18 protein-coding genes, 2 tRNA genes and 1 pseudogene are annotated in these 22,659 nt (G+C 37.3%); 4 read left to right on the top strand and 17 right to left on the bottom strand.

Going from position 1 to position 22,659, the window contains the following annotated elements:
- Positions 1-5 precede the first annotated feature (5 nt).
- Genes MTQ00_RS21125 through MTQ00_RS21090 form a run of 8 tightly spaced genes read right to left on the bottom strand, consistent with a single transcriptional unit; the run spans position 6 to position 5,689 of the window.
- Positions 6-494, bottom strand: coding sequence for a molybdopterin-dependent oxidoreductase (locus MTQ00_RS21125; protein WP_273650900.1), 489 nt, complete (start codon positions 492-494; stop codon positions 6-8).
- A 37-nt stretch (positions 495-531) separates the two neighbouring features.
- Complete coding sequence (locus MTQ00_RS21120; RefSeq protein ID WP_273650899.1) at positions 532-1,764, bottom strand: molybdopterin dinucleotide binding domain-containing protein; 1,233 nt, start codon at positions 1,762-1,764, stop codon at positions 532-534.
- Positions 1,728-2,924, bottom strand: coding sequence for a molybdopterin-dependent oxidoreductase (locus tag MTQ00_RS21115; protein ID WP_273650898.1), 1,197 nt, complete (start codon positions 2,922-2,924; stop codon positions 1,728-1,730). The genes MTQ00_RS21120 and MTQ00_RS21115 overlap by 37 nt, the downstream gene beginning before the upstream one ends.
- A 27-nt stretch (positions 2,925-2,951) precedes the next feature.
- Entirely contained in the window at positions 2,952-3,302 is a 351-nt protein-coding gene (locus MTQ00_RS21110) for a DUF7009 family protein (RefSeq protein WP_273650897.1), read from the bottom strand.
- Positions 3,299-4,174 (bottom strand): formate dehydrogenase accessory sulfurtransferase FdhD, encoded by an 876-nt coding sequence (gene fdhD, locus MTQ00_RS21105; RefSeq protein ID WP_273650896.1) that lies wholly within the window; start codon positions 4,172-4,174, stop codon positions 3,299-3,301. Before fdhD ends, MTQ00_RS21110 begins: the two co-directional genes overlap by 4 nt.
- Before the next feature lie 45 nt (positions 4,175-4,219).
- Complete coding sequence (locus MTQ00_RS21100) at positions 4,220-4,636, bottom strand: molybdenum cofactor biosynthesis protein MoaE (protein ID WP_172276526.1); 417 nt, start codon at positions 4,634-4,636, stop codon at positions 4,220-4,222.
- 5 nt (positions 4,637-4,641) lie between these two features.
- Positions 4,642-4,884: a MoaD/ThiS family protein gene (locus MTQ00_RS21095; RefSeq protein WP_273650895.1), complete on the bottom strand. Its 243-nt coding sequence runs from the start codon at positions 4,882-4,884 to the stop codon at positions 4,642-4,644.
- Between the two features lie 16 nt (positions 4,885-4,900).
- On the bottom strand, positions 4,901-5,689 hold the full coding sequence (locus MTQ00_RS21090; protein ID WP_273650894.1) for a sulfite exporter TauE/SafE family protein: 789 nt from the start codon (positions 5,687-5,689) through the stop codon (positions 4,901-4,903).
- Positions 5,690-6,038: 349 nt separating this feature from the next.
- On the opposite strand from MTQ00_RS21090, the gene MTQ00_RS21085 reads away from it, so the two are divergent.
- The 3 genes from MTQ00_RS21085 to MTQ00_RS21075 all read left to right on the top strand — a co-directional run bounded on the left by MTQ00_RS21085 (position 6,039) and on the right by MTQ00_RS21075 (position 7,307).
- A tRNA-Pro gene (locus tag MTQ00_RS21085) sits at positions 6,039-6,113 on the top strand.
- Between the two features lie 9 nt (positions 6,114-6,122).
- Positions 6,123-6,196: transfer RNA gene (locus MTQ00_RS21080), tRNA-Arg, on the top strand.
- A 286-nt stretch (positions 6,197-6,482) separates the two neighbouring features.
- Positions 6,483-7,307 (top strand): 5'-nucleotidase, lipoprotein e(P4) family, encoded by an 825-nt coding sequence (locus MTQ00_RS21075; RefSeq protein WP_273650893.1) that lies wholly within the window; start codon positions 6,483-6,485, stop codon positions 7,305-7,307.
- A 75-nt stretch (positions 7,308-7,382) separates the two neighbouring features.
- Here MTQ00_RS21075 and MTQ00_RS21070 read toward each other — a convergent pair whose 3' ends face one another.
- The 9 genes and pseudogenes from MTQ00_RS21070 to MTQ00_RS21030 all read right to left on the bottom strand — a co-directional run bounded on the left by MTQ00_RS21070 (position 7,383) and on the right by MTQ00_RS21030 (position 20,330).
- Complete coding sequence (locus MTQ00_RS21070; protein WP_273650892.1) at positions 7,383-8,045, bottom strand: SH3 domain-containing protein; 663 nt, start codon at positions 8,043-8,045, stop codon at positions 7,383-7,385.
- Positions 8,046-8,083: 38 nt separating this feature from the next.
- A complete protein-coding gene (locus MTQ00_RS21065) occupies positions 8,084-8,218 on the bottom strand; it encodes a hypothetical protein (RefSeq protein ID WP_273650891.1) in 135 nt (44 codons plus the stop codon).
- 17 nt (positions 8,219-8,235) lie between these two features.
- Positions 8,236-9,061 (bottom strand): annotated as a pseudogene (prmA, locus tag MTQ00_RS21060) (50S ribosomal protein L11 methyltransferase).
- Between the two features lie 112 nt (positions 9,062-9,173).
- Positions 9,174-9,887 (bottom strand): 3-ketoacyl-ACP reductase, encoded by a 714-nt coding sequence (locus tag MTQ00_RS21055; protein ID WP_172276511.1) that lies wholly within the window; start codon positions 9,885-9,887, stop codon positions 9,174-9,176.
- Between the two features lie 143 nt (positions 9,888-10,030).
- The gene (locus MTQ00_RS21050; protein WP_273650890.1) at positions 10,031-11,614 is read right to left on the bottom strand and encodes a calcineurin-like phosphoesterase C-terminal domain-containing protein; all 1,584 of its coding nucleotides are present in this window, start codon (positions 11,612-11,614) and stop codon (positions 10,031-10,033) included.
- A gap of 43 nt (positions 11,615-11,657) precedes the next feature.
- Positions 11,658-13,109 (bottom strand): SusD/RagB family nutrient-binding outer membrane lipoprotein, encoded by a 1,452-nt coding sequence (locus tag MTQ00_RS21045; protein ID WP_273650889.1) that lies wholly within the window; start codon positions 13,107-13,109, stop codon positions 11,658-11,660.
- 11 nt (positions 13,110-13,120) lie between these two features.
- Positions 13,121-16,093 (bottom strand): SusC/RagA family TonB-linked outer membrane protein, encoded by a 2,973-nt coding sequence (locus tag MTQ00_RS21040; RefSeq protein WP_273650888.1) that lies wholly within the window; start codon positions 16,091-16,093, stop codon positions 13,121-13,123.
- A 351-nt stretch (positions 16,094-16,444) separates the two neighbouring features.
- Positions 16,445-17,191 (bottom strand): glycerophosphodiester phosphodiesterase, encoded by a 747-nt coding sequence (locus MTQ00_RS21035; RefSeq protein WP_172276502.1) that lies wholly within the window; start codon positions 17,189-17,191, stop codon positions 16,445-16,447.
- A gap of 64 nt (positions 17,192-17,255) precedes the next feature.
- Positions 17,256-20,330 (bottom strand): TonB-dependent receptor, encoded by a 3,075-nt coding sequence (locus MTQ00_RS21030; protein WP_172276499.1) that lies wholly within the window; start codon positions 20,328-20,330, stop codon positions 17,256-17,258.
- A gap of 242 nt (positions 20,331-20,572) precedes the next feature.
- Here MTQ00_RS21030 and ligA point away from each other — a divergent pair, with 242 nt between their 5' ends.
- Entirely contained in the window at positions 20,573-22,579 is a 2,007-nt protein-coding gene (ligA, locus tag MTQ00_RS21025) for an NAD-dependent DNA ligase LigA (RefSeq protein WP_172276496.1), read from the top strand.
- Positions 22,580-22,659 lie beyond the last annotated feature (80 nt).

Genomic DNA, 22,659 nt, shown 5'->3' with positions numbered 1-22,659 from the left:
TACAATTAATTTTTTATTGAACTAATAAAAATTTCTCTAACCTGATAAGAACTTCTTGCCGGCTTCTTTTCCCCTTCCGCAATAATCCTGAGGGGACCTTTTTCCTTTGACAAAGGTTTCCCATCTACAGTATCTGCAATAATGACATTTTTATCCTGAATGGAAGCGTCCAGCTCTGCCAGTGAAAATAAAACCTGATAACCATCCGAACATTTTATCAGTACATATTTTGAAAGGTTTTCGGCTCCATGAAGTGCTTTTCCGGACGGAATCCCTGCCCTTTCCAAAACTTCCATGACAGGGACTCCTGTAAAGGTATGGGAGCTTCCGTCTTTATCCCTCAGTACAGCATCTTTTCGGGGCATTTTTGAAAGATCGGATAAGCTTAAATCCAAAGGATGGGCAACTTCACCTGAAACTTTTAATTGAAATGCCGTCTGAGCCGATAGCAATCCACAAAAAGAAAATATGAAAACAAAAAACAGTCTTCTCATGATTATAATCTGTTTAAACAATAAAGTATTTTAAACATTACTCCACACTTGTTCCGGCTGCAGCAATCACATGGTCATCAATCTTTTTAAAAATATCGGGATCATGTTTCCGGATTTTAATGCGGACATATTTGGAAGCCGGCATATTGGCTCCGTTAACTACATTATTGATGGACACCAAAACATTGGTTTCCGGGAAATAGGTCATGGTGCTTTTTTGTGGAATAGGATATTTTACGACAATAAAAAGCGGTGCGATCCTTTCGATACCATCATCATAGTTGAAAAGATCTACATGATCACCTTCTTTGAGGCCTGCCTTTTCAATATCTTTTTCATTCATCATCACAACCCTCCTTTCATTGAAGATCCCGCGGTAACGGTCATTTAAACCATAAACAACCGTATTGAACTGATCATGTGTTCTGGTTGTTCCCATCAGATATTCGTCATCTGCAAGCGAATTATCCGGTACAGCGGTAATATTGAAAGCCGCTTTCCCTGGGTAAAATTCACTGTTGAAAACACCATCTCTTGGTCCGTTCGGAAGATAGAAGCCTCCTTTTTGTACTACCCTTTTGTTATAATTTTCAAATCCGGGAATACATTGCTCAATATCGTGACGAACGGCATCATAGCTGTTAATAAACTTATCCCAATCCACAACTGAGCGTTCCCCTAACACCGCTTTCGCCATTCTGCAGGCAACATGGGTTTCATTGATCAGGTTTTTTGAAATAGGATCGAGAACCCCTCTTGACCATTCCACGACACCCATTGAATTTTCTGTGCTTACATGCTGAAGTTCCCCATTGATCATATCTTTTTCACTTCTGGAGATGACCGGTAAGATCAAGGCTTCCTTCCCATGGATAAGGTGGTTTCTATTTAATTTTACTGAAACAATCACAGACATTTCAAGACTGCGCATCGCTTCTGCTGTAAAAGTGGTATCTGGTGCAGCAGAAAGAAAATTACCTCCCATGCAGAACATAAATTTCACTTTACCTTCATGCATCGCTTTGAGTGCATTTACAACATCATATCCACCTTTTCTTGGTACTTCAAAGCCGTAATATTCCTGCAGCCTATCCAATTGTTCCTTTGTTGGATGATGGTTAATAAGTAACGTCCTGTTACCCTGAACATTGCTATGCCCTCTAACCGGACACGCACCTCCACCCTGAATTCCTATACTTCCTTTCATCAATAGGAGATTCACAATATTGTAAATCATTTCCACACCATTATGCTGCTGTGTAATTCCCATTCCCCAACAAATGATACTCCTTTTTTTGAGGCAATCATTTGTGCAGCTTCTCTCAAGCTCTCAACCGGAATACCACATTCTTCCGATAAAAAGTTGAGATCATATTTTTTTAATTCCTCAACCAATTCATTAAATCCGGCGGTTTTGTTCGCTATAAAATCCTGCTCAAGAACTTTTCCCGGATTTTTAGCTTCTTCTTCCAGCACAAGAATTTGCAGTGCTTTTAAAAGCGCCATATCTCCATTAATCCTAACAGGAAGATACAGATCTGACAATTCATATGGTTTATTGAGCAGAGCCCGAACATCCTGAGGATTTTTGAATCCTTTTAATCCGGCTTCGGGAAGCGGATTGACAGCCATAATTTTTGCTCCGTTTTTCTTTCCTTTAGTTAGGGCGGAGAGCATTCTTGGTGAATTGGTCCCGGGATTCTGCCCTATGATTATGATAAGATCCGTGTCGTAGAAGTCTTCCAACTTTACGGTTCCTTTTCCAATACCTATACTTCTTGATAGAGCATAACCGGAAGTTTCATGGCACATATTAGAACAGTCCGGAAAATTATTGGTTCCGAATTCTCTGGCAAACAACTGGTAAACCCATGTTGCTTCATTACTTGTTCTTCCGGATGTGTAAAATATGGCTTCGTCGGGTGAGTCCAGAGCGTTTAGTTTTTCAGAGATTTTCTTAAAAGCATTATCCCAGCTGATTGGCTGATAATGCGTTCCTCCTTTAGGCAGATACATAGGCTCCGCTATTCTTCCCAACTGGCTGATTTCAAAATCTGTCATCTTTGCCAAATCATATACCGAGTTTTCTTTGAAAAAGTCAGCCCCGATCTTTTTTGAAGTCGCTTCTTCTGCTAAGGCTTTTGCCCCGTTTTCACAATATTCACCCAATCTGGAACGTTCGTCATCCGGGTCTGGCCACGCACAGCTTGGACAATCGAAACCATCAAACTGATTCATACTGAAAAGAGCTCTCCCTCCACGAAGAACAGAGGCATTCAGCACCAACTGATCCAATGAATGAACAACTGCAGGAACTCCTGCTGCCCATGCTTTTGGCGGTTTCAGCTTCAGATCCAGCAGTTTATAAGGTGGTTCTGCAGATGGCAATCTGCTGTCCTCTTTTTTATTGAATATATCTTTGTTTTCCATGATTTCTACATTTAAAAAGATGAAAAATTAGCATTTTATGTTCGGGTTGGGATAATTGTCACTTTGGTCTTCCACTGTATTATCAATACATACAAAATCTTTTTCTATCAAGAGTTTGATTTTTCCGGTCTGCCCTTCAAAACCGACTCTATCCGTGGAAATCCATTCCGTAATCATTGTTGCCGGCATTTTCAGAACAATCCTGTTTTCAATGAAAGCCGCCGAGAGATCCACATCTTCTGTTCTTTCGATAGAGTAAATAAACGGACGGTCCACAAATTCCGTAAAGCTGGAGATCATTCCGTCTTCTCCCAATTTTGCCACTTCGGATTGGGTAAGACGAAATCTCAACGAGTTATCTTTAATTCTTATTTTCATAATACATTTTCAATTTTAAAATGGCTGCCGGAATGGTAAATATTAAACCGGTTGTCCCGGAGAAAGCCTAATAAAGTGATATCAAATTCTTTTGCCAGATCTACCGCAAGGCTGGAAGGAGCTCCTATTGCTGCAACAATGGAAATACCGGCCATTGCCGCTTTCTGAATAAGCTCAAAACTGGCTCTTCCACTCAACACCAAAATTTTATCATGAAGCGGCAGAAGCCCTGCTGATAATGCATGACCGATGAGTTTATCCAAAGCATTATGTCTTCCCACATCTTCACGCAACGCCAGAAGGTTACCTTCCCGGTCAAAGATACCGGAGGCATGTATACCGCCTGTAGTACTAAAATTATTCTGGAAAGACTGTAGCTTTTCAGATAATTGATACAAGGTTTCCAGAGAAACCTCTATATTTTCTTTTGTCTGGCTATGAAAAGAACTCACTGTTCTTATAGATTCTATGGATCCTTTTCCACAAACCCCACAGCTGGAAGTAGTATAAAAGTTCCTGTCAGCATGCATAAGGTCAGGAATAAAACCTTCTGCAAGTTCAACAATGATAATATTTTCGCTGTTCCTGGCACATTCTGCCTGAGGAGCGTATATGCTTTCAATTTGTTTACGGTCAAAGATAATCCCTTCCGTAAATAAAAAGCCAGCAGCCAGCTCTGCATCATTACCAGGTGTTCTCATTGTTACAGATATATTCCTCGATTCTTTTTTATCTGCTAAATGATAGACCACCCTTATTTCTAAAGGTTCCTCAACAGAAACATCATCCGTATATTGGAAACTGCTGTTGTCCTTAACTTTGACGATTTCTATCTGCTTTACCGATTTATTTGATAACAGATGGGCTTTCATAATTTAATAATTGATACTTAAAGATACAAAATTTTATTCCTCAAATTACGGGTGCGCTGAAACCCACTCTTCTCCATTATCAAAAATTTCTTTTTTCCAGATGGGAACCGTTTTTTTTATATTTTCAATAATATAGCTGCACGCATCAAAAACAGTATTCCGGTGACCATCGCTCACCACGATTATCACTGCTGCATCACCAGGAAATAAAATTCCTGTACGGTGATGAATTACAATATTTTTTACCGAAAATAAGGAAATAGCTTCATCTGCTATTTTCCGCATCTCTTTAACCGCCATAGATTCGTAACATTCATATTCCAAACGGATGACAGCCTGGCCTTTCGTATGATTTCTTACCGTTCCTACAAATGACGCAATCCCTCCGCATGCAGGATCGGAAGCAAGGGTAAAGCAATTTGTAAGATCCAGTATATTTTCTGTTATTTTAATATCAACCATAAGTGTTACCCTCCGCTTACCGGAGGGATTATTGCTATTTCGTTAGAGACTTCAATGATCTGATTGTCCTCCGCATATTCATCGTCAATGGCAATAAAATAGGATTTTAATTTTTTAAGCTCCGGAAAAGCTTTCTCCAGAAATTCCTTGAGTACTTTGACGCTTGCTCCTTCATTTATTTCTATTTTTTTTTCTGAACCTCCGAAAATATCTTTCGTTATTCCGAATGCTAATATTTTAATTATCATTTTTACATTTAGCTTTTTACCAATATTTTATTAAAACATTTATCCCGGCCACCAGTATCAAAATAGCGGTCATTCTTTTGATGACCAAAGGATTCCATTTAAGGGACATTCTGGAACCTACCTGTCCACCGATAAATACGGCAAAACATAAACTCAGAATTCTGAAATAATCCATATCGGCAGAGAGTTTGGATAACTGTCCGAAAATCCCTGACACTGAATTAACCAGGATGAAAACACTTGATGTTGCTGCAATTTTTCGTGGAGTATCCCATTTCATAAGGTTTAAGAGAGGGGAAAGAAAAATTCCCCCACCAATGCCTACCAATCCAGATAAAAATCCTATTCCACCTCCCAGAAGTCCGTTTTTGAATAGAGAAGTGCCCGTACGTTCCGGGTGATCTTCTCCATTTTTTAAATCTGTTCTTATCCAAAGCAACAATGCCGCAATGATTAATGTAATCCCTAATATCAGAAAAAAGGTTTCCTGGCTTATTTTTAAAACCGCTCCCAGGAATGCCATAGGAACACTTACAATGGTAAGCGGTATTATTTTCCTCCAGTCCGTCTGGTTATTTCTGATGTAAATGAATACCCCTCCAATGACCACAATAACATTACAAATAAGTGCCGTTAAGCGTATTTCCTGGTAAGGAAGGTTATACATGGCAAGAACTGCAAGATAACTGGATCCTCCGCCAAAACCCACGGAAGAATAAATGAAAGCGATGATTAAAAAAAACAAAAAGATCTCCCAATGCCCCATATATTTTGCAGAAATTAATTTTCTTACAATAATACTCATTTTTAAGGCGCCATCCACGGTTGTTACATAAAGTTTCTGCTACAATTTGTGAGAAGAATGTTGTAAATTGTTTATTTAATGTATTGATTGTTTTGTGAGCAGATGATTTTGTCCATTTTTTACATTTAATAAATATTAACCATACTTACCATATAAAAGTAATTTGATTGACCTGCATTGCAAAACAAAAAATCCCTTATACATTTAACATAATGATTAAAAGCCTTATAGCAAGTCTTTCGTTTAATTAAAAAATATTTTATTGATTTTTATTTTTATAATTCAAAAAAACTCTATATATTTGCACCCACAAAAAACGAGGTAAAATTCGTTTCAGATGACCTTTAATCGGGGCGTAGCGTAGTCCGGTCATCGCGCCTGGTTTGGGACCAGGAGGTCGCAGGTTCGAATCCTGCCGCCCCGACTTTTTCAAGGGTGCGTAGCTCAGCTGGATAGAGCATCTGCCTTCTAAGCAGACGGTCAAAGGTTCGAATCCTTTCGCGCTCACTTTAAGACTCACAATGAAAATTGTGAGTTTTTTTGTGTCCTATAATTTCAATTAATACACAACAAAGGATAGAGCATCCCGATTTCAATCGGGACGGTCAAAGGTTCGAATCCTGAGTTTTTTTGTGCTCTATATTCACCATATTTTTATGTCATAAAAACACTGATTACATACTACTTAACCTTCTAAAATTTTCAAAGAGACAAATATTTTATCGGGCAATCCATCCATTTAATTGCAGCAAAAACCAATAAACCCTAAATTTGTTTTCTCTATATTAATTCAATGAAAAATTTTAAATTCATTATCGCAAACTGTTTGTTTGTGTTGGTATTATCTTGCAAAACAGCAGCTCCGGTTTCAAACGTTTCTGTCCAGGACGGTCCTTATCAAAATCTTGGGCGTGACGGAAAAATATACGCTGCGTTTTATCAGCAACGGGCAGCAGAATACGAAGCACTTTGTCTCCAGGCATATAATATAGCCAGGCTCCGTTTGGATGAAGCTTTACTACAAAAATCGGAAAAACCTTTAGCTATTGTTTCAGATATTGATGAGACTTTTTTAGATAATTCTTATTATGCCGTTGAACGTTCTAAGATGGGAAAGGGTTATGACCAGGCTACCTGGGAGGAATGGACCGCTAAGGGAATTGCAAAACCGCTTACGGGCTCTCAGGAATTTTACCAATATGCCGCTGACAAGGGTGTTCAGGTATTTTATGTAACCAATCGTTTGGAGCAGGAACGTGCAGGAACAGTAAAAAACCTGAAAAAATACAATTTCCCGCTTCAAAATGATACTAACCTTATCCTCCGTGCAAAGGAGAGCAGTAAAGAAAACCGAAGAGCTGATATTGCTAAAGATTATAATATTGTTTTATTGTTGGGAGATAATCTTTCTGACTTCTCCGGCATATTCGACAAAAAATCAGAAACAGAAAGGTCTGCTGCAGTAAAGAATTCAGCAAAGGATTTCGGAAAAAAATTCATTATCATTCCTAATGTTGGTTATGGTGATTGGGAATCTTCATTTTATAACTACAAATATGATTATACTGACCAGCAGAAAGACTCAATGATGTATAATGCAGTAAAAACTACTCCTTAAAATAAGAAAATCTTTTTTACAGTTTTATCTATACCGATAAACAACAAAAAATCCCGCTGTAAACCAGCGGGATTTTTATTTTAGTTGGTAAGAAGTTCCATTCCAGAGATAAGTTTTTGAGGAATATTTTTTCTTTTCCCTGTCTTTTTCATCCTTTTCCATTTCCTCCATTTTGAAGATAATACTATTAGGGGCTCCTCCTTTATCATTGGGAAATATAAAATTTTCACTGTGATAATAAACATCGGCATCTCCAACATTCATCAGCTGCGGCAATGCAATTAACTTTTTATCTTTAAACAATACATATTGATCGTAGCTGGCAATACCACACGCTTCCCCGGAAACCGCAGCTTTTAGGGTAAGCTCTACATTTTGCAGTTTATGGTTGCTTTCTAAGGTAAAATTTCCATAGCTCAATTCTTCCCCACGTCCTGTATTAAAGAAAACCTCATCTACAAGGGTATTACCTTCAAGCACTTTAATACTGGCTATATTTTGTTTAAAATTTTCCCCTGATCTTTTATCCTTTCTGTTTTCAGTTTTTGAAAGACCAAAAAGAAAATCATATCCGTTTTTATTTCTGTATCCTACACAAAGATTTCCGCCCCAGATGTACCCTTCAGCAACATGTTCTCCCTTCTGATAGGATATTTTATACCAGTTGGAAGACCTTTCTCCTAATTTTAAAACAATTTCTTCTTTCTTAAGAATAAGAATCTGCTGATTGGTTTGCAAAGAGTCGAGAATTTGTGCATCTACTTTAGGCTCTTGCCTTACCCTCGTCCAATCGGTAAATATTTTTGTGTTTTATTTTCCTGAAAATTAAAAACCCCGTAAGGGTATTCCTCCTCCTGTGCTGAAAAGAACTGCAGAAGACCCAAAAATAAAACAGTGAAAAGAGATTTCATACAATAATTTTATATTCTTATTTTTCAAGCAATAAGCTTACCCACTCTTCTCTCTGCAGCTGTTTTTTTAACTCAAGGTTATTTGCCTTACATACTTCAAGAATATCATCTACATCGAAGAAGCACAATCCTGACAGCAATAATTTACCCCGTTATTTAAAACAGAAACATAAGTAGGAATATCTGAAATCAAAATGTTACGGTTGATATTCGCCAAGATAACATCATAATGCTCTTTTCCTAGATTCTCTGCGGTTCCCTGCTCAATATCAAGGACAACATTATTTCTTTCAGCATTTTCTTTAGAATTTTCAACAGACCATTCATCAATATCAATAGCTTTCACATCATCAGCTCCCTGTTGCTTTGCATAAATAGCCAATACTGAAGTTCCGCAGCCCATATCCAAAACCTTTTTACCATGAAAGTCAATATCCATCATTTGCTGGATCATGAGATGGGTTGTAGGATGATGTCCGGTTCCGAAAGACATTTTAGGCTGGATAATGATTTCATGCATTCCGGGTACGGAATCATGAAATTCAGCTCTGATCAAGACTTTATCATCAATATTAATGGGTGAGAAATTTTTCTCCCATTCCTCATTCCAGTTGATGTTTGGCATTTCCTGGAAAGTATATTCAATTGTTACATTTTCATTTTCAAAAGAGGCAGTGCCTTCAATTCATTTTCATTAAATAAATCTTTCTGGATATAACCCAGAATCCCTTCCAATTCTTCCGTAAAACTGTCGAAGCCTATTTCGATAAGCTCTGCCATTAATATTTCATTCCATGGTTGAAGCGGAGAAATTCTGAAGTTGAATTCTAAATAATTTTGCATGTGATCAATTTGGTACAAAAATAAAGAAAAGCGGGTTAAAACCCGCCTGTATTCATATAAAATAAATCATTCAGCAAATAGCTCATCTATCTGTATTGCTAAAGATCTTTTCTTATGGATTTGTAGAGAAAATAGAACCGTTTGCAATTAATGCTCTTCTGTTCATTTTCAGGATATCTCTTACCCATTCTGCGAAATCTTCCGGCTGAAGAACTGTTTCAGGGTTTCCATCTGTTAATCCTCCCTGAATGCTCATATCGGAAGCAATAGTACTTGGCGTTAAGGTTACGACACGGATATTCTGCTTTCTCCATTCTGCCATCATGGATTGTGAAAGAGAAATAACGGCTGCTTTTGAAGCTGCGTAAGCTGACATATTTCCTCCTCCTTTTAAACCGGCCGTGGAAGCAACGTTTACGATATCTCCTTCTCCCTTTTCTTTCAGAAACGGATATACTGCTTTTGCCGCATAATACACCCCAAAAAGATTGGTTTTAATAACCTGTTCCCAGGTTTCAGAAGGCATTTCTTCGATCGTTCCAAAATCTCCGATTCCGGCATTATTGATTAAAATATCTACACCTCCAAGTTCTTTTACTAAAGATTCGATACCTGCTTTTACTGCTGATTCGTCATCAACACTGAAAATAGCATACGCCGCATTGACCCCAATATTTTTAATTTCTTCAACAGTCGCTTTTAAGTTGGCTTCATTTCTGCCTGTAATGGCAACATTCACTCCTTCATTTGCCAAAGCCAAAGCAACTGCTTTTCCTAAGCCTCTTCCACCACCTGTTACAATGGCATTTTTTCCTTTTATGTTCATAATAATACTTTTTCGTCATACAAATTTACGAAAGCATATTTTGTTTAAAGATGAATCATGTGAATGTTTTTCGACGATATTCTTTAAAATAAAACCGGCTTACAGAAGCCGGTTCTCAGAAAGTATAGTAAAAAAAGAATAAATTAAGGAATAAGCACGGGCTCTTTCACTTCAAATTCTTCAGAAGCTGAAAACTGGTTTCCATACATATCCATAGCTCTCACTTCCACCTTGTGCTTCCCTAGTGCTAATTTATTAGTAAATCCACCGATCCATATGTGTTTTGCCATTTCAGGATTTGAGGGTCTTCTTCCCGGGAAAAGATTCTGTGTGGTATCCCATTTGAATACGGACAAAGCAAAATTAGGATCGATCGTTTCGTCATACTCCATATCTTTCCATTCCGCATTATCTATCCTGTACTCCACTTTATCTTTTTTACTCCCCATAAAGAAGTTGGCAAGAATTTTAGCTGATGTTTTTGATGGATAAGGAATGACCTTCGGAACATACAACTTGATCTGATAGTCATCAGGTTTACCGGCTGTTTTGTATTTAACTTTATACTGGTTATCCGCAAAACTTATGAATGAATATCCTTTGGCTGTTCCGTCTCTCATCGTAGAAGTAGGCAATCCCATTTCATCAGGAGTTCCGGAATACCAGTCACCACAAGTTGTTCCTACATTATATTCATGAAGGTCTTTGGCTCCATTCCAACCTGCTTTTTTGCCATAAAAGATCTGCTGTTGGATATGAGTATGTGCTGATAAAAGAAGCGCGTTAGGAAAAGGGCTTAAAAAATCAAACAATTTCTGACGGTCCGCATTTCTGAAATTATCTTCATTACTATGTTCCAACGGAATGTGGAAAGAGATCACAATCAGTTTGTTTTTATCCACCAGCTTCAGGTCATTTTCAATGAATTGCAGCTGATCATTTCGGAATCCTCCCCAATATCCTTTTCCGTCTCTCGGATCCGGATAAAGAATATCGTCTAAAATAATAAAATGTACATTCCCGTAATTAAAAGAATAATTGGCAGGTCCAAAATTAGCTTCAAAAGTTTCGTCTGAAAACTGATCTTCCTTTGCATCATAATTCATGTCATGATTTCCCATTACATTGTACCATGGTAAACCAATCTCTTTCATGACATCAGCATACGGTTTCTGAAGGCTCAGATTATCTCCTACAAGATCTCCAAGACTGATTCCCAGAACCGCATTCTTTTTTGTGTTCTTTACTTCATTTACAATTCCTCTTTTGAAATAATCCAGTTCTTTCTCTGTGTAAGGCTGAGGATCTCCGAAAACCAGGATATCAAAGTTTTTATCCTCCTTTTGTCTGTACAATGCAAAGTTGAGCTCTTTTGGTAACTCCCCTGTCGGCAGCGTTCCTTTGTATTTAAAATCCGAAGGAGATCCTTTTGGTTTGTAATGATAGTAATATTGAGGTAAATTATTACTATTAACAGGTGTCATGTAACCCGATGGTTTGATCACAAAAATGGTTTGATTTTCACTAACCGGTAAGCTATATCTTCCATTTTTATCTGTTAAAACAACCTGGGCACCGTTAGATACCGCTACTCCTTCGATTCCTTTCTCACGGCTTTCTTTTTTTTGATTTTTATTCATGTCTTCGTACACATAGCCGGATACGGAAGTTTGTGACCATGCCATTGCTGAAATCAGAAGGCATGGCATTAATAATTTAATATTCATAGGATGATTTATTTTTATTAAGATGTATTACTTCAGGTTTTTATTAGTTATTCCACCAGGTTTTAATATTGATATTATCTCCTCCCATCTGCTGAACAGCAGCCTGATAGTTTGCTGTATTTAAAACTTTTGGATTAGGTGGATACATCAACCTTTGGGGCAGATTCCCATTGTTAAGGAGACCTCCATTATTGGGAAGTACAGGAAAACCGGTTCTTCTCTTTTCAAACCATTGTTGCTGATCTACAAAGAACAATGCAATATATTTCTGAAGCATAATCCTGTCGATATTTCCATTATAAGCGACATTCGGATTCGCAAAATAATTTGCAGGTACAACAGCTCCCCATTGTTCTATTGCAGCCTTTACCCCATTTTCATAAAAGGTCTGGGCATTTCCCTGAATGATTCCTTTGTTTGCTAATTCCGAAAGGATGAACTGCAGTTCTGCATAAGGATAAATGAGAATATTCAGCGGAGCTTTTGCTAGATTCTGATTCATATTGGACGGTTGATAACTGAATATCGTTCCATAAGCATAACCTGATGGAGCACCTTTATACCCTATATTCTGCTGGCTGGTAATATCTTTAGCCTGGCCGAAAAACATAGCCAGACGTGGATCGTTATTCGCTTTCAGAGCTTCTACAAAAAATTCCGAAGCCGCTCTTCCTGTAGTAAAATCCTGAGGCCTTGCAATAGGAGGAAGAAGTGGTGATACTCCTGTAATATTGAGCTTTGCTGTCTCATTGTTATTTTGAAAGAGAGGATATGTGGCAGGATCATTTACAATCTCCTGAATTCGCTGATGAACATTTACTTCTCCGTTTTTCTTCAGGATTCTTGTCAGCAACCTCAACGACAAAGAATTACAAAACTTCTTCCAGTTTATAATCCCATTTGCATCCGATTCTGCCTTATAGAAAAGATCATTCCCTGTAAGTGGCTTATTGGTAATAAAAAGTGCATTGGCTGCTTTCAGATCATCCAGCAATCGAATATAAATGTCTTTTTGTTTATCAAATTTAGGCTGTGATATCCCATCGTCTAATCTTGAAGCTTCAGTAAAGGGAATATCACCATAGGTATCTGTAAGATTGGAATAAATCCAGGCATTTAATACCATAGCAATAGCCTGATAATTCTGATCTTTTTCTACTATTGCTGCCTCTTTCAGGTCTTTTACCTGTTTCAGCCATTTATATGAGTTATTCCAGAATCCGGCTCCTGTATTTTCGGTAAGATAATACCGGCTCAACGAATTTCCTTCATTCGGAAAATCAAGTGACACCTGCATAATGTCAAACGTAAAATCATTGGCCCGCATGTAATTAACGGAAGCCATGTTATATTGAATAGGAACAAGTAATTTAGCCGCTACCGGATCACTTATCCTGCTTTCGTCAATATTTACTTCATCAAGACTTCTGCTGCAGGAAACAGGGAAAAGACCTATTCCCGAAATTAATAATATGTTGAGTAATAATTTTTTCATGATTTTCAATTTTAAAATTTAACGTTAAGCTGAATTCCCACTGTTCTGGCCGTAGGTAGCTGTCCCATTTCCACTCCCGGTGTAATCTGACTGTCATTAAGAGTTGCAGCTTCAGGATCGAATAACGGGAACTTTGTCCACATCCAAAGATTTCTTCCAAATAATGCTATTGTAAGATCGGTCAGTTTAAGCTGCTCCGTTACACTTTTAGGAAAAGTATAAGATATTCTTGCATCCCTTAATTTGACAAAAGAGGTATCAAATGAGTTGGTTTCTACATTGGCTCTTCTGTAATAATCAGCGTAATAAGCCGAAACGGCGACACCTTTGGTGTTTGGTGAGTAAGATCCGTCAGGATTTTGTATCACTCCTTCTCCTACGATCAGACCATTCGGATTATCTCTTCCGATCAGGGTATGCGTTAATTTACCCTGTTCAGTCATTTTGTGATGCGACTGGGAATAGGCCATTCCTTTGTATTGTCCGTCAAAAGAAAAGCTGATGGTAAAATTCTTGTATCTGAACTCGTTTTGAAGACCGGCCCTCCATTTCGGATATGCATTTCCTATCTTTTTCATCTCAGTTGGCTTCGCTGTTAAGCCGTCACTTCCATATACAACCTGTCCGTCAGGTGAATACATCAGTCCATAGCCATACATATCTCCCAATGATCCACCAACTACTGCATTATAATACACCACTCCACCTACACTGCCTAAAGTATAAGGCTGTCCCTGAAATTCATCCGGAAGTGAAAGGATCTTATTTCTGTTCATTGACCAGTTCGCATTTACACTCCACGAGAAATTTTTATTTTTAACGGGAAAGGTATTTAAAGTCATTTCCAATCCTCTGTTTCGTACCTCCCCTGCGTTGATGGTTCTTTTACTATATCCTGTTTCATACAGAGCCGGGATATCAACGATCTGGTCCTTAGAATTGTTCTGGTATGCGGTAATGGAATAGCTGATCCTGTTTTTAATTATACTGAAATCCATTCCGGCTTCAATATTGGTAAGCATCTCAGGTCTCAGGTTAGGATTAGGAAATAAAGAGGGAGCCTCTACTGATCCGGAGAACACACTGTTGTTATAATATTTTATAAGTTTATAAGGGCTTGTGTCATTTCCAACCTTTGACCAGGAAGCCCTTAATTTCCAGTAATTGAACTGGTTTGAGCTAAGTTTGAATATGTCTGAAAGAATAAAAGAAAGACCTGCGGAAGGGTAAAAATAGGATCTGTTGTTTTTAGGAAGTGTGCTGCTCCAATCATTTCTTGCCGTAAGGTCAAGGAAGATCTTATTCTGATACCCCAAAGTCACCAAACCATAGGCACTATTGACCTGCTTATCGTTTGGAGTTGCAAATTTTGTAATGTTGGCAATGCCATTGGGCAGTGTATAAACTCCCGGCTTCAAAAGACCGTCGGCGAGATAATCATACATCGTGTATTCGGAATAACGGATATTTCCTCCTACTGATGCGCTGAAATCAAAATCTTTAAATGTATTTTTATAAGTAAATAATAAATCGTTATTAAGGTCCATCTGTTTAATATGCTGCTCCCTGTACATTCCCTGAAGATAGTTGGCAGAACTCCATGGCCTTTGCTGAGTACGTTCTTCATTGGTGAACTCCATACCGGATCTGAACATGACCTCAAAGTTTTTGGCCAATTTATAGTTAAGGTTTATGTTTCCTGTGATAAAATTCTTATCCACCCCGTTTAACATTTCGTAGGCGATCATGTATGGATTATCAATATAGGAACTGAAGGGATGGATCTGATCCACCTGGTATTTATCTTTTTTCCATATTGGCCGATACCAGGCAAGATCTACATTCGGGTTCTGGAAAATCATGAAATAGGAAATCGATTGATTGCTGTAACCTGTCGCAGGCAGGTTATCACTTGTCATTTTATTATAGTTGAACTTAACTCCTATTTTTAATTTTTCATTGATCTTATGGTCAAAAGAAATCGCTGCATTAAATCTGTCGAAACCCGTATTAGGCATCATCCACTCATTTTTAAGATACGTTAATGAGGACCTGAAAGAGGTATTTTCATTGGATGCCTCTACAGCAATATTGTTTGAAAATGTGCTACCTGTTTGCCAGAAGCCTTTGATATTGTCTTTGTATGGTCTCCATAGTTGTCGTTCCGCACTCTGACCTTCCAATGTGGGATCATATTGAAAATAATATTGGCCTGCAAATTTCGGCCCGAATGCACTACTTGTACCACCCGTATTTACTCCATCCGGTGAAGCTCCATACGAATAGAAATAATTCCCTTTCGAATCCTTTTGCATAGTCCCCTGACCATACTCATACTGATAGTCCGGCCATTTTAGCACTGTATCATAGCTTGAATAGGAATTTAAGGTAACCTGTATTTTTCCCTTTTTGGTTTTTCCGGATTTAGTTGTGATCATTACTGCACCTCCCGCACCTCGTGATCCGTATAAAGCTGCTGCGGTAGATCCTTTTAAAACTGTTATTGTTTCAATGTCATCAGGGTTGATGCTGTTGATTCCATTCCCGTAATCAATAGGTAAATCAGCTTTTGCTCCTGCTCCATAGGCTGAAAATCCGGTACCTGTGGTTGAATTGCTCAATGGAACACCATCCACTACGATAAGTGCATTATTCTGATCCATATTCATCGAGATATCACCTCTAAGTTTGATGAGTGAGCTTCCTAAAGGCCCCGCTCCCGCTGTTTGGATCTTCAAACCGGCAACTTTACCTTCAAGAGCCTGAGCCCAGTTATTATTCTGGGTTCTTAACAGCTCTTCAGATTTGATGGTTTCAGCAACATATCCTAAAGATTTATCGTGTCTTTTAATACCTAAAGCAGTAACGACCACTTCATCAATATTTTTAATGGTATCTTTCCTGGCTTTCTGTTGGGCTGTCAGGCTGGAACTAACTAATCCCAAAAATGATAAAAACAATAGTTTCTGTTTCTGTTTACGCATATCTTTTTGTTTGCGCAAAAGTAAAAGCTACTGGTGAAGATGGTTTTAATACTATTTTAACATTTATTAAAAAAATATTAAACACAATATGAACTCATTATCAACAAGGGTTTGTACTTTTCTGGTTAACAGTACATTAAAATGATGAATATTATTTAATGCGACATGCATAACTTATTTCATTATCTTTATTGTCTTTTTATGATACACTACTTTTACATCACAATAAAAATCTAGTAATCAAATACTTGATCAACAGAATCGTTCTCATCTGAATGTATATTATAAAAAAAGCAGCTTGCCATGGGCAAGCTGCTAAAAAATATCTACGTTTAAATAAACTTTTAAGGCCTATTTACCTTTTAACTGATCAGGAATATTTGTTGTAATAAAACCGATTCCCTGGCTTTTTAATTTCTCGTAAACCGCAATATCATTCACAGTCCATGAATTGGTAATTAAACCCAATGCTTTAGCTTCGGAAATCCATGTCGGATTTTTGTCGAAAACACTGTAATGATAGTCCATCCCGTCCAAACCTTCATTTTTAATCTGTTCCGGAGACAATTCTCCATTAAGGTATTGAACTTTAAATTTCGGTTCTGCCTTTTTAATTTCTTTACAAATATTCAGGCTGAAAGAAATAAATTCACTCTGAGATTCCAGTTTCAGGTCCTTTATTGTTTTGATTGTTTTTTGAACCAGCTCATCTTCCTTTTCTTTTGTCTTATCGGGCTTAATTTCAACGATCAGCTTAAGAGACTTATCTTTCTTTCCCTGTTTCAGATAATCTTTAAGGGTCGGGAAGTTTTCACCGTTTGAGAGCTTCACTTTTTCCAACTCTTTGAAGTCTGTTTCGGAGATTTCCATTTTCCCGTGGTGTTCATCATGGTTAACGACCAGGACTCCATCCTTTGTCATTCTCACATCGAATTCAGCTCCATAAATCTTAAGTTTTTGGGCATTCTCCAACGATTTTAATGAATTTTCGGTGGTTGGAGGTTGTGTTTGCCAATAACCTCTGTGTGCGATAATCTGGGTTTGTGCCTTCATTGCAACTGTACTTAAAACTGCTAACCCTAAGATAAAATTTTTCATAATATAATCAGATAATTAAAAATGTCAAAGTCCGGGACTTTGACATAAAGGTAGTATTAAAATTTTAGAAAGTATATTTCGCTCCTAACTGAATCTGGTAAGGATTACCTGATAAAGGTTCTAATCCACTGGTATTCAGTTTATATTGATATTGTTGTGTTGCTGCATCAAATCCTGTAATTCTATACAATGCTGTATTTCCATAGGATTTATTGACTCCCCACTCTTTATTAAGAAGATTGGCAACATTAAAAATATCAACTGAAAGTTCAAATCCACCAATTTTTTCAAACTTGATCTTCTTAGCAATACGGATATCCCATACTCCATAGAAACCGTTCTTACCTCCATTACGTTCAGCAATTTTGTTATTGTAATCGCTGATATAGTTTTTCAATGCTTTACCTACTTCAGGGTTATCAATTAAAGTCTGTGTAAGATTCGGGAATATGTATGCCAGATCGTTCGTATCAACAAAATCTCCGTTCGTATTTCCTCCGGAAGTCACTGAGAATCTAGTTCCTCCTATCCCTGAATATCGTATACCTACGGTAAATCCAAAAAAGGTAGGTGAATTCCCATACAATACCACTTTATTACGGAACTGATTATCGGAATATGTCATTCTCAGATTTCTCGGGTCACTTTCAACCATTGTGGATAAAGTTGCAGAATTGGCAACATTCCCATTATATGAGGTATTATCCTTGATATCAGACCATGTGTAGCTTGCTGTAATTTCTCCATCTTTGTAATAACGGTAACTTGTATCAAATACAAACGAAAACTGATTTACTTTCCCGTCGCTTACAAGTTCAAGTACCCTTCCGAAATTATTATTAATTCTGCCTGCTTTCCAATCAACAGTTCCATTGGCATTTACTGTATTCAAAGGAACAAAAACACCTCTTCCCCCTTCATTATTTAATGTAAAATAAGGATTGGCTACCATGTTTCTGTCATAATAGAAATAATTGTTTCTTCCTAAGGCAGCATAAGCAGCAACACCCGCTCTGAATCTTTCATTAAAGAAGTGAGTATAGGAGATATTCGCCTTATAAACGATTGGAATTTTAGCATCTTTACCTGTGTAATTAATGGTAGGAATCTGATATTGTGATAAAGTAGGAACAGTTCCGTAATCATTCCTATAGCTGGTGAAGTTCGGGACAGGAACATCTTTACCAGTCACATCTACCGTTGCCAAGTGTCTTCCGTCAAATACAAGGTTGTTGATCACCATATAATTGTTGATATCCGAAGAGAAGATTCCTGCACCAAATTTCAAGAAGTCTTTACTTTCTTCATTGATATTCCAGTCAAATTGAAATCTGGGTTGAATAACGAATGATTTAATACGGTTATCGGTTCTGATTCCCATTTGATCATATAGCTTTTGATTAAGCTCGGCTTTCGGATATCCACCATAATCCAGCCTTAAACCAGCCATTAAGTCAAGTCCTTTAGCAATTTTTGTTTGAATCTGACCATATACGCCAACATTCCAAATGTTCGATTTTACAGAAGAATCATCCATTAAAGGAACCTCTCTGTAAAACCTGTAAGGCGTAAGGTTATTAAAATTATCAATTCCTAAGAATTGAAACCTTCCGTTCACCTCGCTACCATAAATAGATTTTGATTTTGTGTACATCAGGTCGATACCTGCTGTATATTTAATCTTATCTGTATTATAGTATAAATTGTCTACGATCTGGAATACATTATTTCTAAAGCTTTCCTGTCCGAAACGGTGTCCTCCGATCTGGATATTGGTTGTAAGGTCCTTTCCATCAATGGTAGAAGGTACACGTTCTACAATTGCCCTTGGAACAGCATGCCCCAGCTGATTGTTCTGATAGCTGTTCTGGTAAGTATATAAATATTGTGCTTTTAATTCGTTGGTGAGATTTGATTTCAGATTTGATCTTAATGTTAATAATAAGCTATTATCAAGGTTTTTGTCATTTCCATAAGATTCAAAAAAATTGATGGCCGTGTTATCTGCTAGTCCGTTTTTATTAAAATCATAAGTAAAATTATTTCTTAAGGTTAATAAGTTTTTAGGGTTGATCTGCCAGTCTAAACGTAGGAATCCGGCATCAGAATTCCTAACTTTATCAAAGCTTCCGAATTGCGGAGTATTTCCGACACCATATTTAGCTCTCCCAATATTTAAAACCTGATTAAGTGTTTCATTGGTTACATTAAACCTTAAAGCATCATCTTTCGTTCTTACATCTGCAATGATCAAAGGCCTGGAATCCAATTGATGATCCCATGCGGCAAAGAAATGCAACTTATTTTTAATAATCGGACCTCCTAAAGATACCCCGAACTGTGAGGTTGAAAAGTCGTTTACCCTTTCATTTCCCCTGATATCATATTTGCTGGATAACCATCCTGTTCTCAGATATTCCCAGGCACTTCCCGTAAAGGTATTGGTTCCTGATTTCGTTACAGCACTTACCGTACCTCCTCCACTTCTTCCCAATGTAACATCATACTGGTTGGTCGTAATTTTAAATTCACGTACTGCTTCAATTGAAATGGAATAAGGTGCGCCACTTCGGCTGGTTGTAGATCCTGCAGAAGTTGGATTCTTGGCAGTCATTCCATCGATGGTAAAGTTGGTGGAAGATCCTAATTGTCCTGATAAATTCCCTCCCTTTCCACTTAACGGAGACAATTCTGTAAGATTGGTGAAATTTCTTCCATTAACAGGCAATATCCCCATGTTTTTAGCAGAAATAGCTGTTGCCGCACCAAGATTTCCGATCTTGTTTTTAAGATTTCCCGTTACAACTACAGTTTCAATTACCTTTTCATGATCCCCAAGATTAACATCTACGGTAACCTGATCTCCAAAATTGACATTGTAGCCCTCTCTTTTTTCATCGTTTACAATAACCGTATAAGGACCACCAAGAGGAATTTCTTTAAAAATATACTCTCCTTTTGAATTGGTTTCAGTTTCTGTTCTAAAACCTGTAGACTCATTAACGATGGTTACCTTTACTTTTTCCTGGGCTTTAGTTCCGGTGATTTTTCCGGTAATGGATGCCTGTGTGGTCTGTGCATAAGCCATTGTACCAAAGCTCAAAAACAATAATCCCAATACAATCTTTACTTTTCTCATCTTTTCAAATTAGCTGGGGCAAAGGTATTGGGTCTGTACAAGCTTGCTATTTAAGGAAATTTTAACATTTCTTTAATTAAATTAGAACGATATGTTAAGCTATTACTAACAAATAAAATAAAGAAATGGCAATCAACAACTTATCATGTATTACAAATTTTTAATGTATCCATATTATTTAATTATGTTATTTTCTTAATGATATTAGTTTTAGCTATTTTTGCTTAAAAGAAAAAATAGCAATGTCCGAAAACATTCAACAAAAGATAGAACAGCTTCGTAAAGAACTTCATCAGCATAATGAAAATTATTATTTACTGGATGAACCTACCATTTCAGATTTTGAATTTGACCAATTATTAAAGGAACTTCAGGATCTCGAAGCAAAGCACCCGGAATTTTATGATGCCAACTCTCCCAGTGTACGTGTTGGAGGTGGGATCACTAAAGTCTTTCCTACTATTCAGCATCAGTTCAGAATGTATTCCCTGGATAATTCCTATGATTTTGATGATCTTGAAGACTGGGAAAAGCGAATTATTAAAACAATTACCGGCCCCGTGGAATTTGTTGCAGAATTAAAATATGATGGTGCTTCTATTTCTATTTTGTATGAAAATGGTAAACTGATACAGGGAGTTACTCGTGGAGACGGTTTCCAGGGAGATGAGATCACTGCTAACGTACGTACTATTTCAGACATTCCTTTGACACTGAAAGGAGATTTCCCGTATCGTTTTTTCATGCGTGGGGAAATATATCTCACGAGAAAAAATTTCGATAAAATCAATAAACTAAGAGAGGAAGAAGGATTAGATCCTTTTATGAATCCACGAAATACGGCAAGCGGAAGTTTGAAGATGCAGGATAGTGGTGAGGTAAGAAAACGCGGGCTTTCTTCTGTATTATATCAGTTTATTTCCGAGGAAATTCCGGCAGAAACGCATTGGGAATTGCTTCAAAAAGCTCAGACCTGGGGTTTCAAAACTTCCCAGCAGGCAAAACTTTGTAAAACTTTAGATGAAGTAAAAGATTTCATTACTTTCTGGGATACAGAACGACATAATCTTCCTTTTGAAATTGATGGTATTGTATTAAAAGTAAATTCTTTACAACAGCAGAGACAGCTTGGATATACTGCAAAATCACCTCGCTGGGCAATGGCCTATAAATTTAAAGCTGAAAAAGTAGAAACGGAATTACAAAGTGTATCCTATCAGGTCGGAAGAACAGGAGCCATTACTCCGGTAGCTAATCTGAAACCTGTTCTATTGGCAGGAACCACTGTTAAGAGGGCATCTCTTCATAATGAAGATATCATTAAAAAACTGGATCTGCATGAACACGATTTTGTTTATGTAGAAAAAGGAGGTGAAATTATACCTAAAATTGTGGGCGTCAACAAAGACAAAAGAACAGAAAAAAGCAGGGAGATCGAATACATTAAACATTGCCCTGAATGCGGAACCGAACTTATAAAAGTGGAAGATCAGGCGATTCATTTCTGTCCGAATGAACTTCACTGCCCTCCGCAGGTAGTAGGAAGAATGATTCATTATGTTTCAAGAAAGGCTTTAAACATAGAAAATTTAGGGAGCGAAACCATTGAACAACTGTACCGGGAAAAATTAATTGAAAATCCGGCAGACTTTTACACTTTAACCAAAGAGCAATTACTTCCGCTGGAAAGAATGGCTGAAAAGTCGGCACAAAATATTATCTCAGGAATTGAAAAATCTAAGGAAATTCCTTTTGAGAAAGTATTATATGGAATCGGTATCAAACATGTAGGAGAAACAGTTGCCAAGAAACTGGTTAAAAACTTCCCTACTATTGATGACCTGAAAAATGCAACTGCCGAAGAATTGTGTCAGGTGGAAGATATAGGAGGTAAAATTGCATATAGTATTGAAGCGTTCTTCAATAATCCGGAAAATATTTTAATGATTGAACGCTTAAAAACCTATGGTGTTCAGCTTGAAAAAGGAGAAAATACCAATGAAGTTTTATCCCATGTTCTTGATGGAAAAACATTCCTGTTCACCGGAAAACTGTCTCTGTTCACAAGAGAATCTGCAGAGGATATGGTGGAAAAACATGGTGGAAAAAATATTTCCGCGGTTTCTAAAAACCTTAATTATCTTGTTGTGGGCGAAAAAGCCGGCAGTAAATTGAAAAAAGCTCAGGATATCGGGACTATTGAGATCCTTGATGAACAGCAATTTTTAGATTTGATAGAAAATCAATAAAAAAAACAGACATTTTAACAATAATTAAATAATAAGCCATTGATATATACTATTGATGGCTTATTTTTGCTTTTTAAAAT

The organism is Chryseobacterium sp. B21-037, assembly GCF_028570785.1.
GTDB lineage: Bacteria > Bacteroidota > Bacteroidia > Flavobacteriales > Weeksellaceae > Chryseobacterium > Chryseobacterium proteolyticum.
The sequence above is the reverse complement of the archived record's forward strand: the minus strand, read 5'-3'. Positions and strand labels throughout refer to the sequence as shown.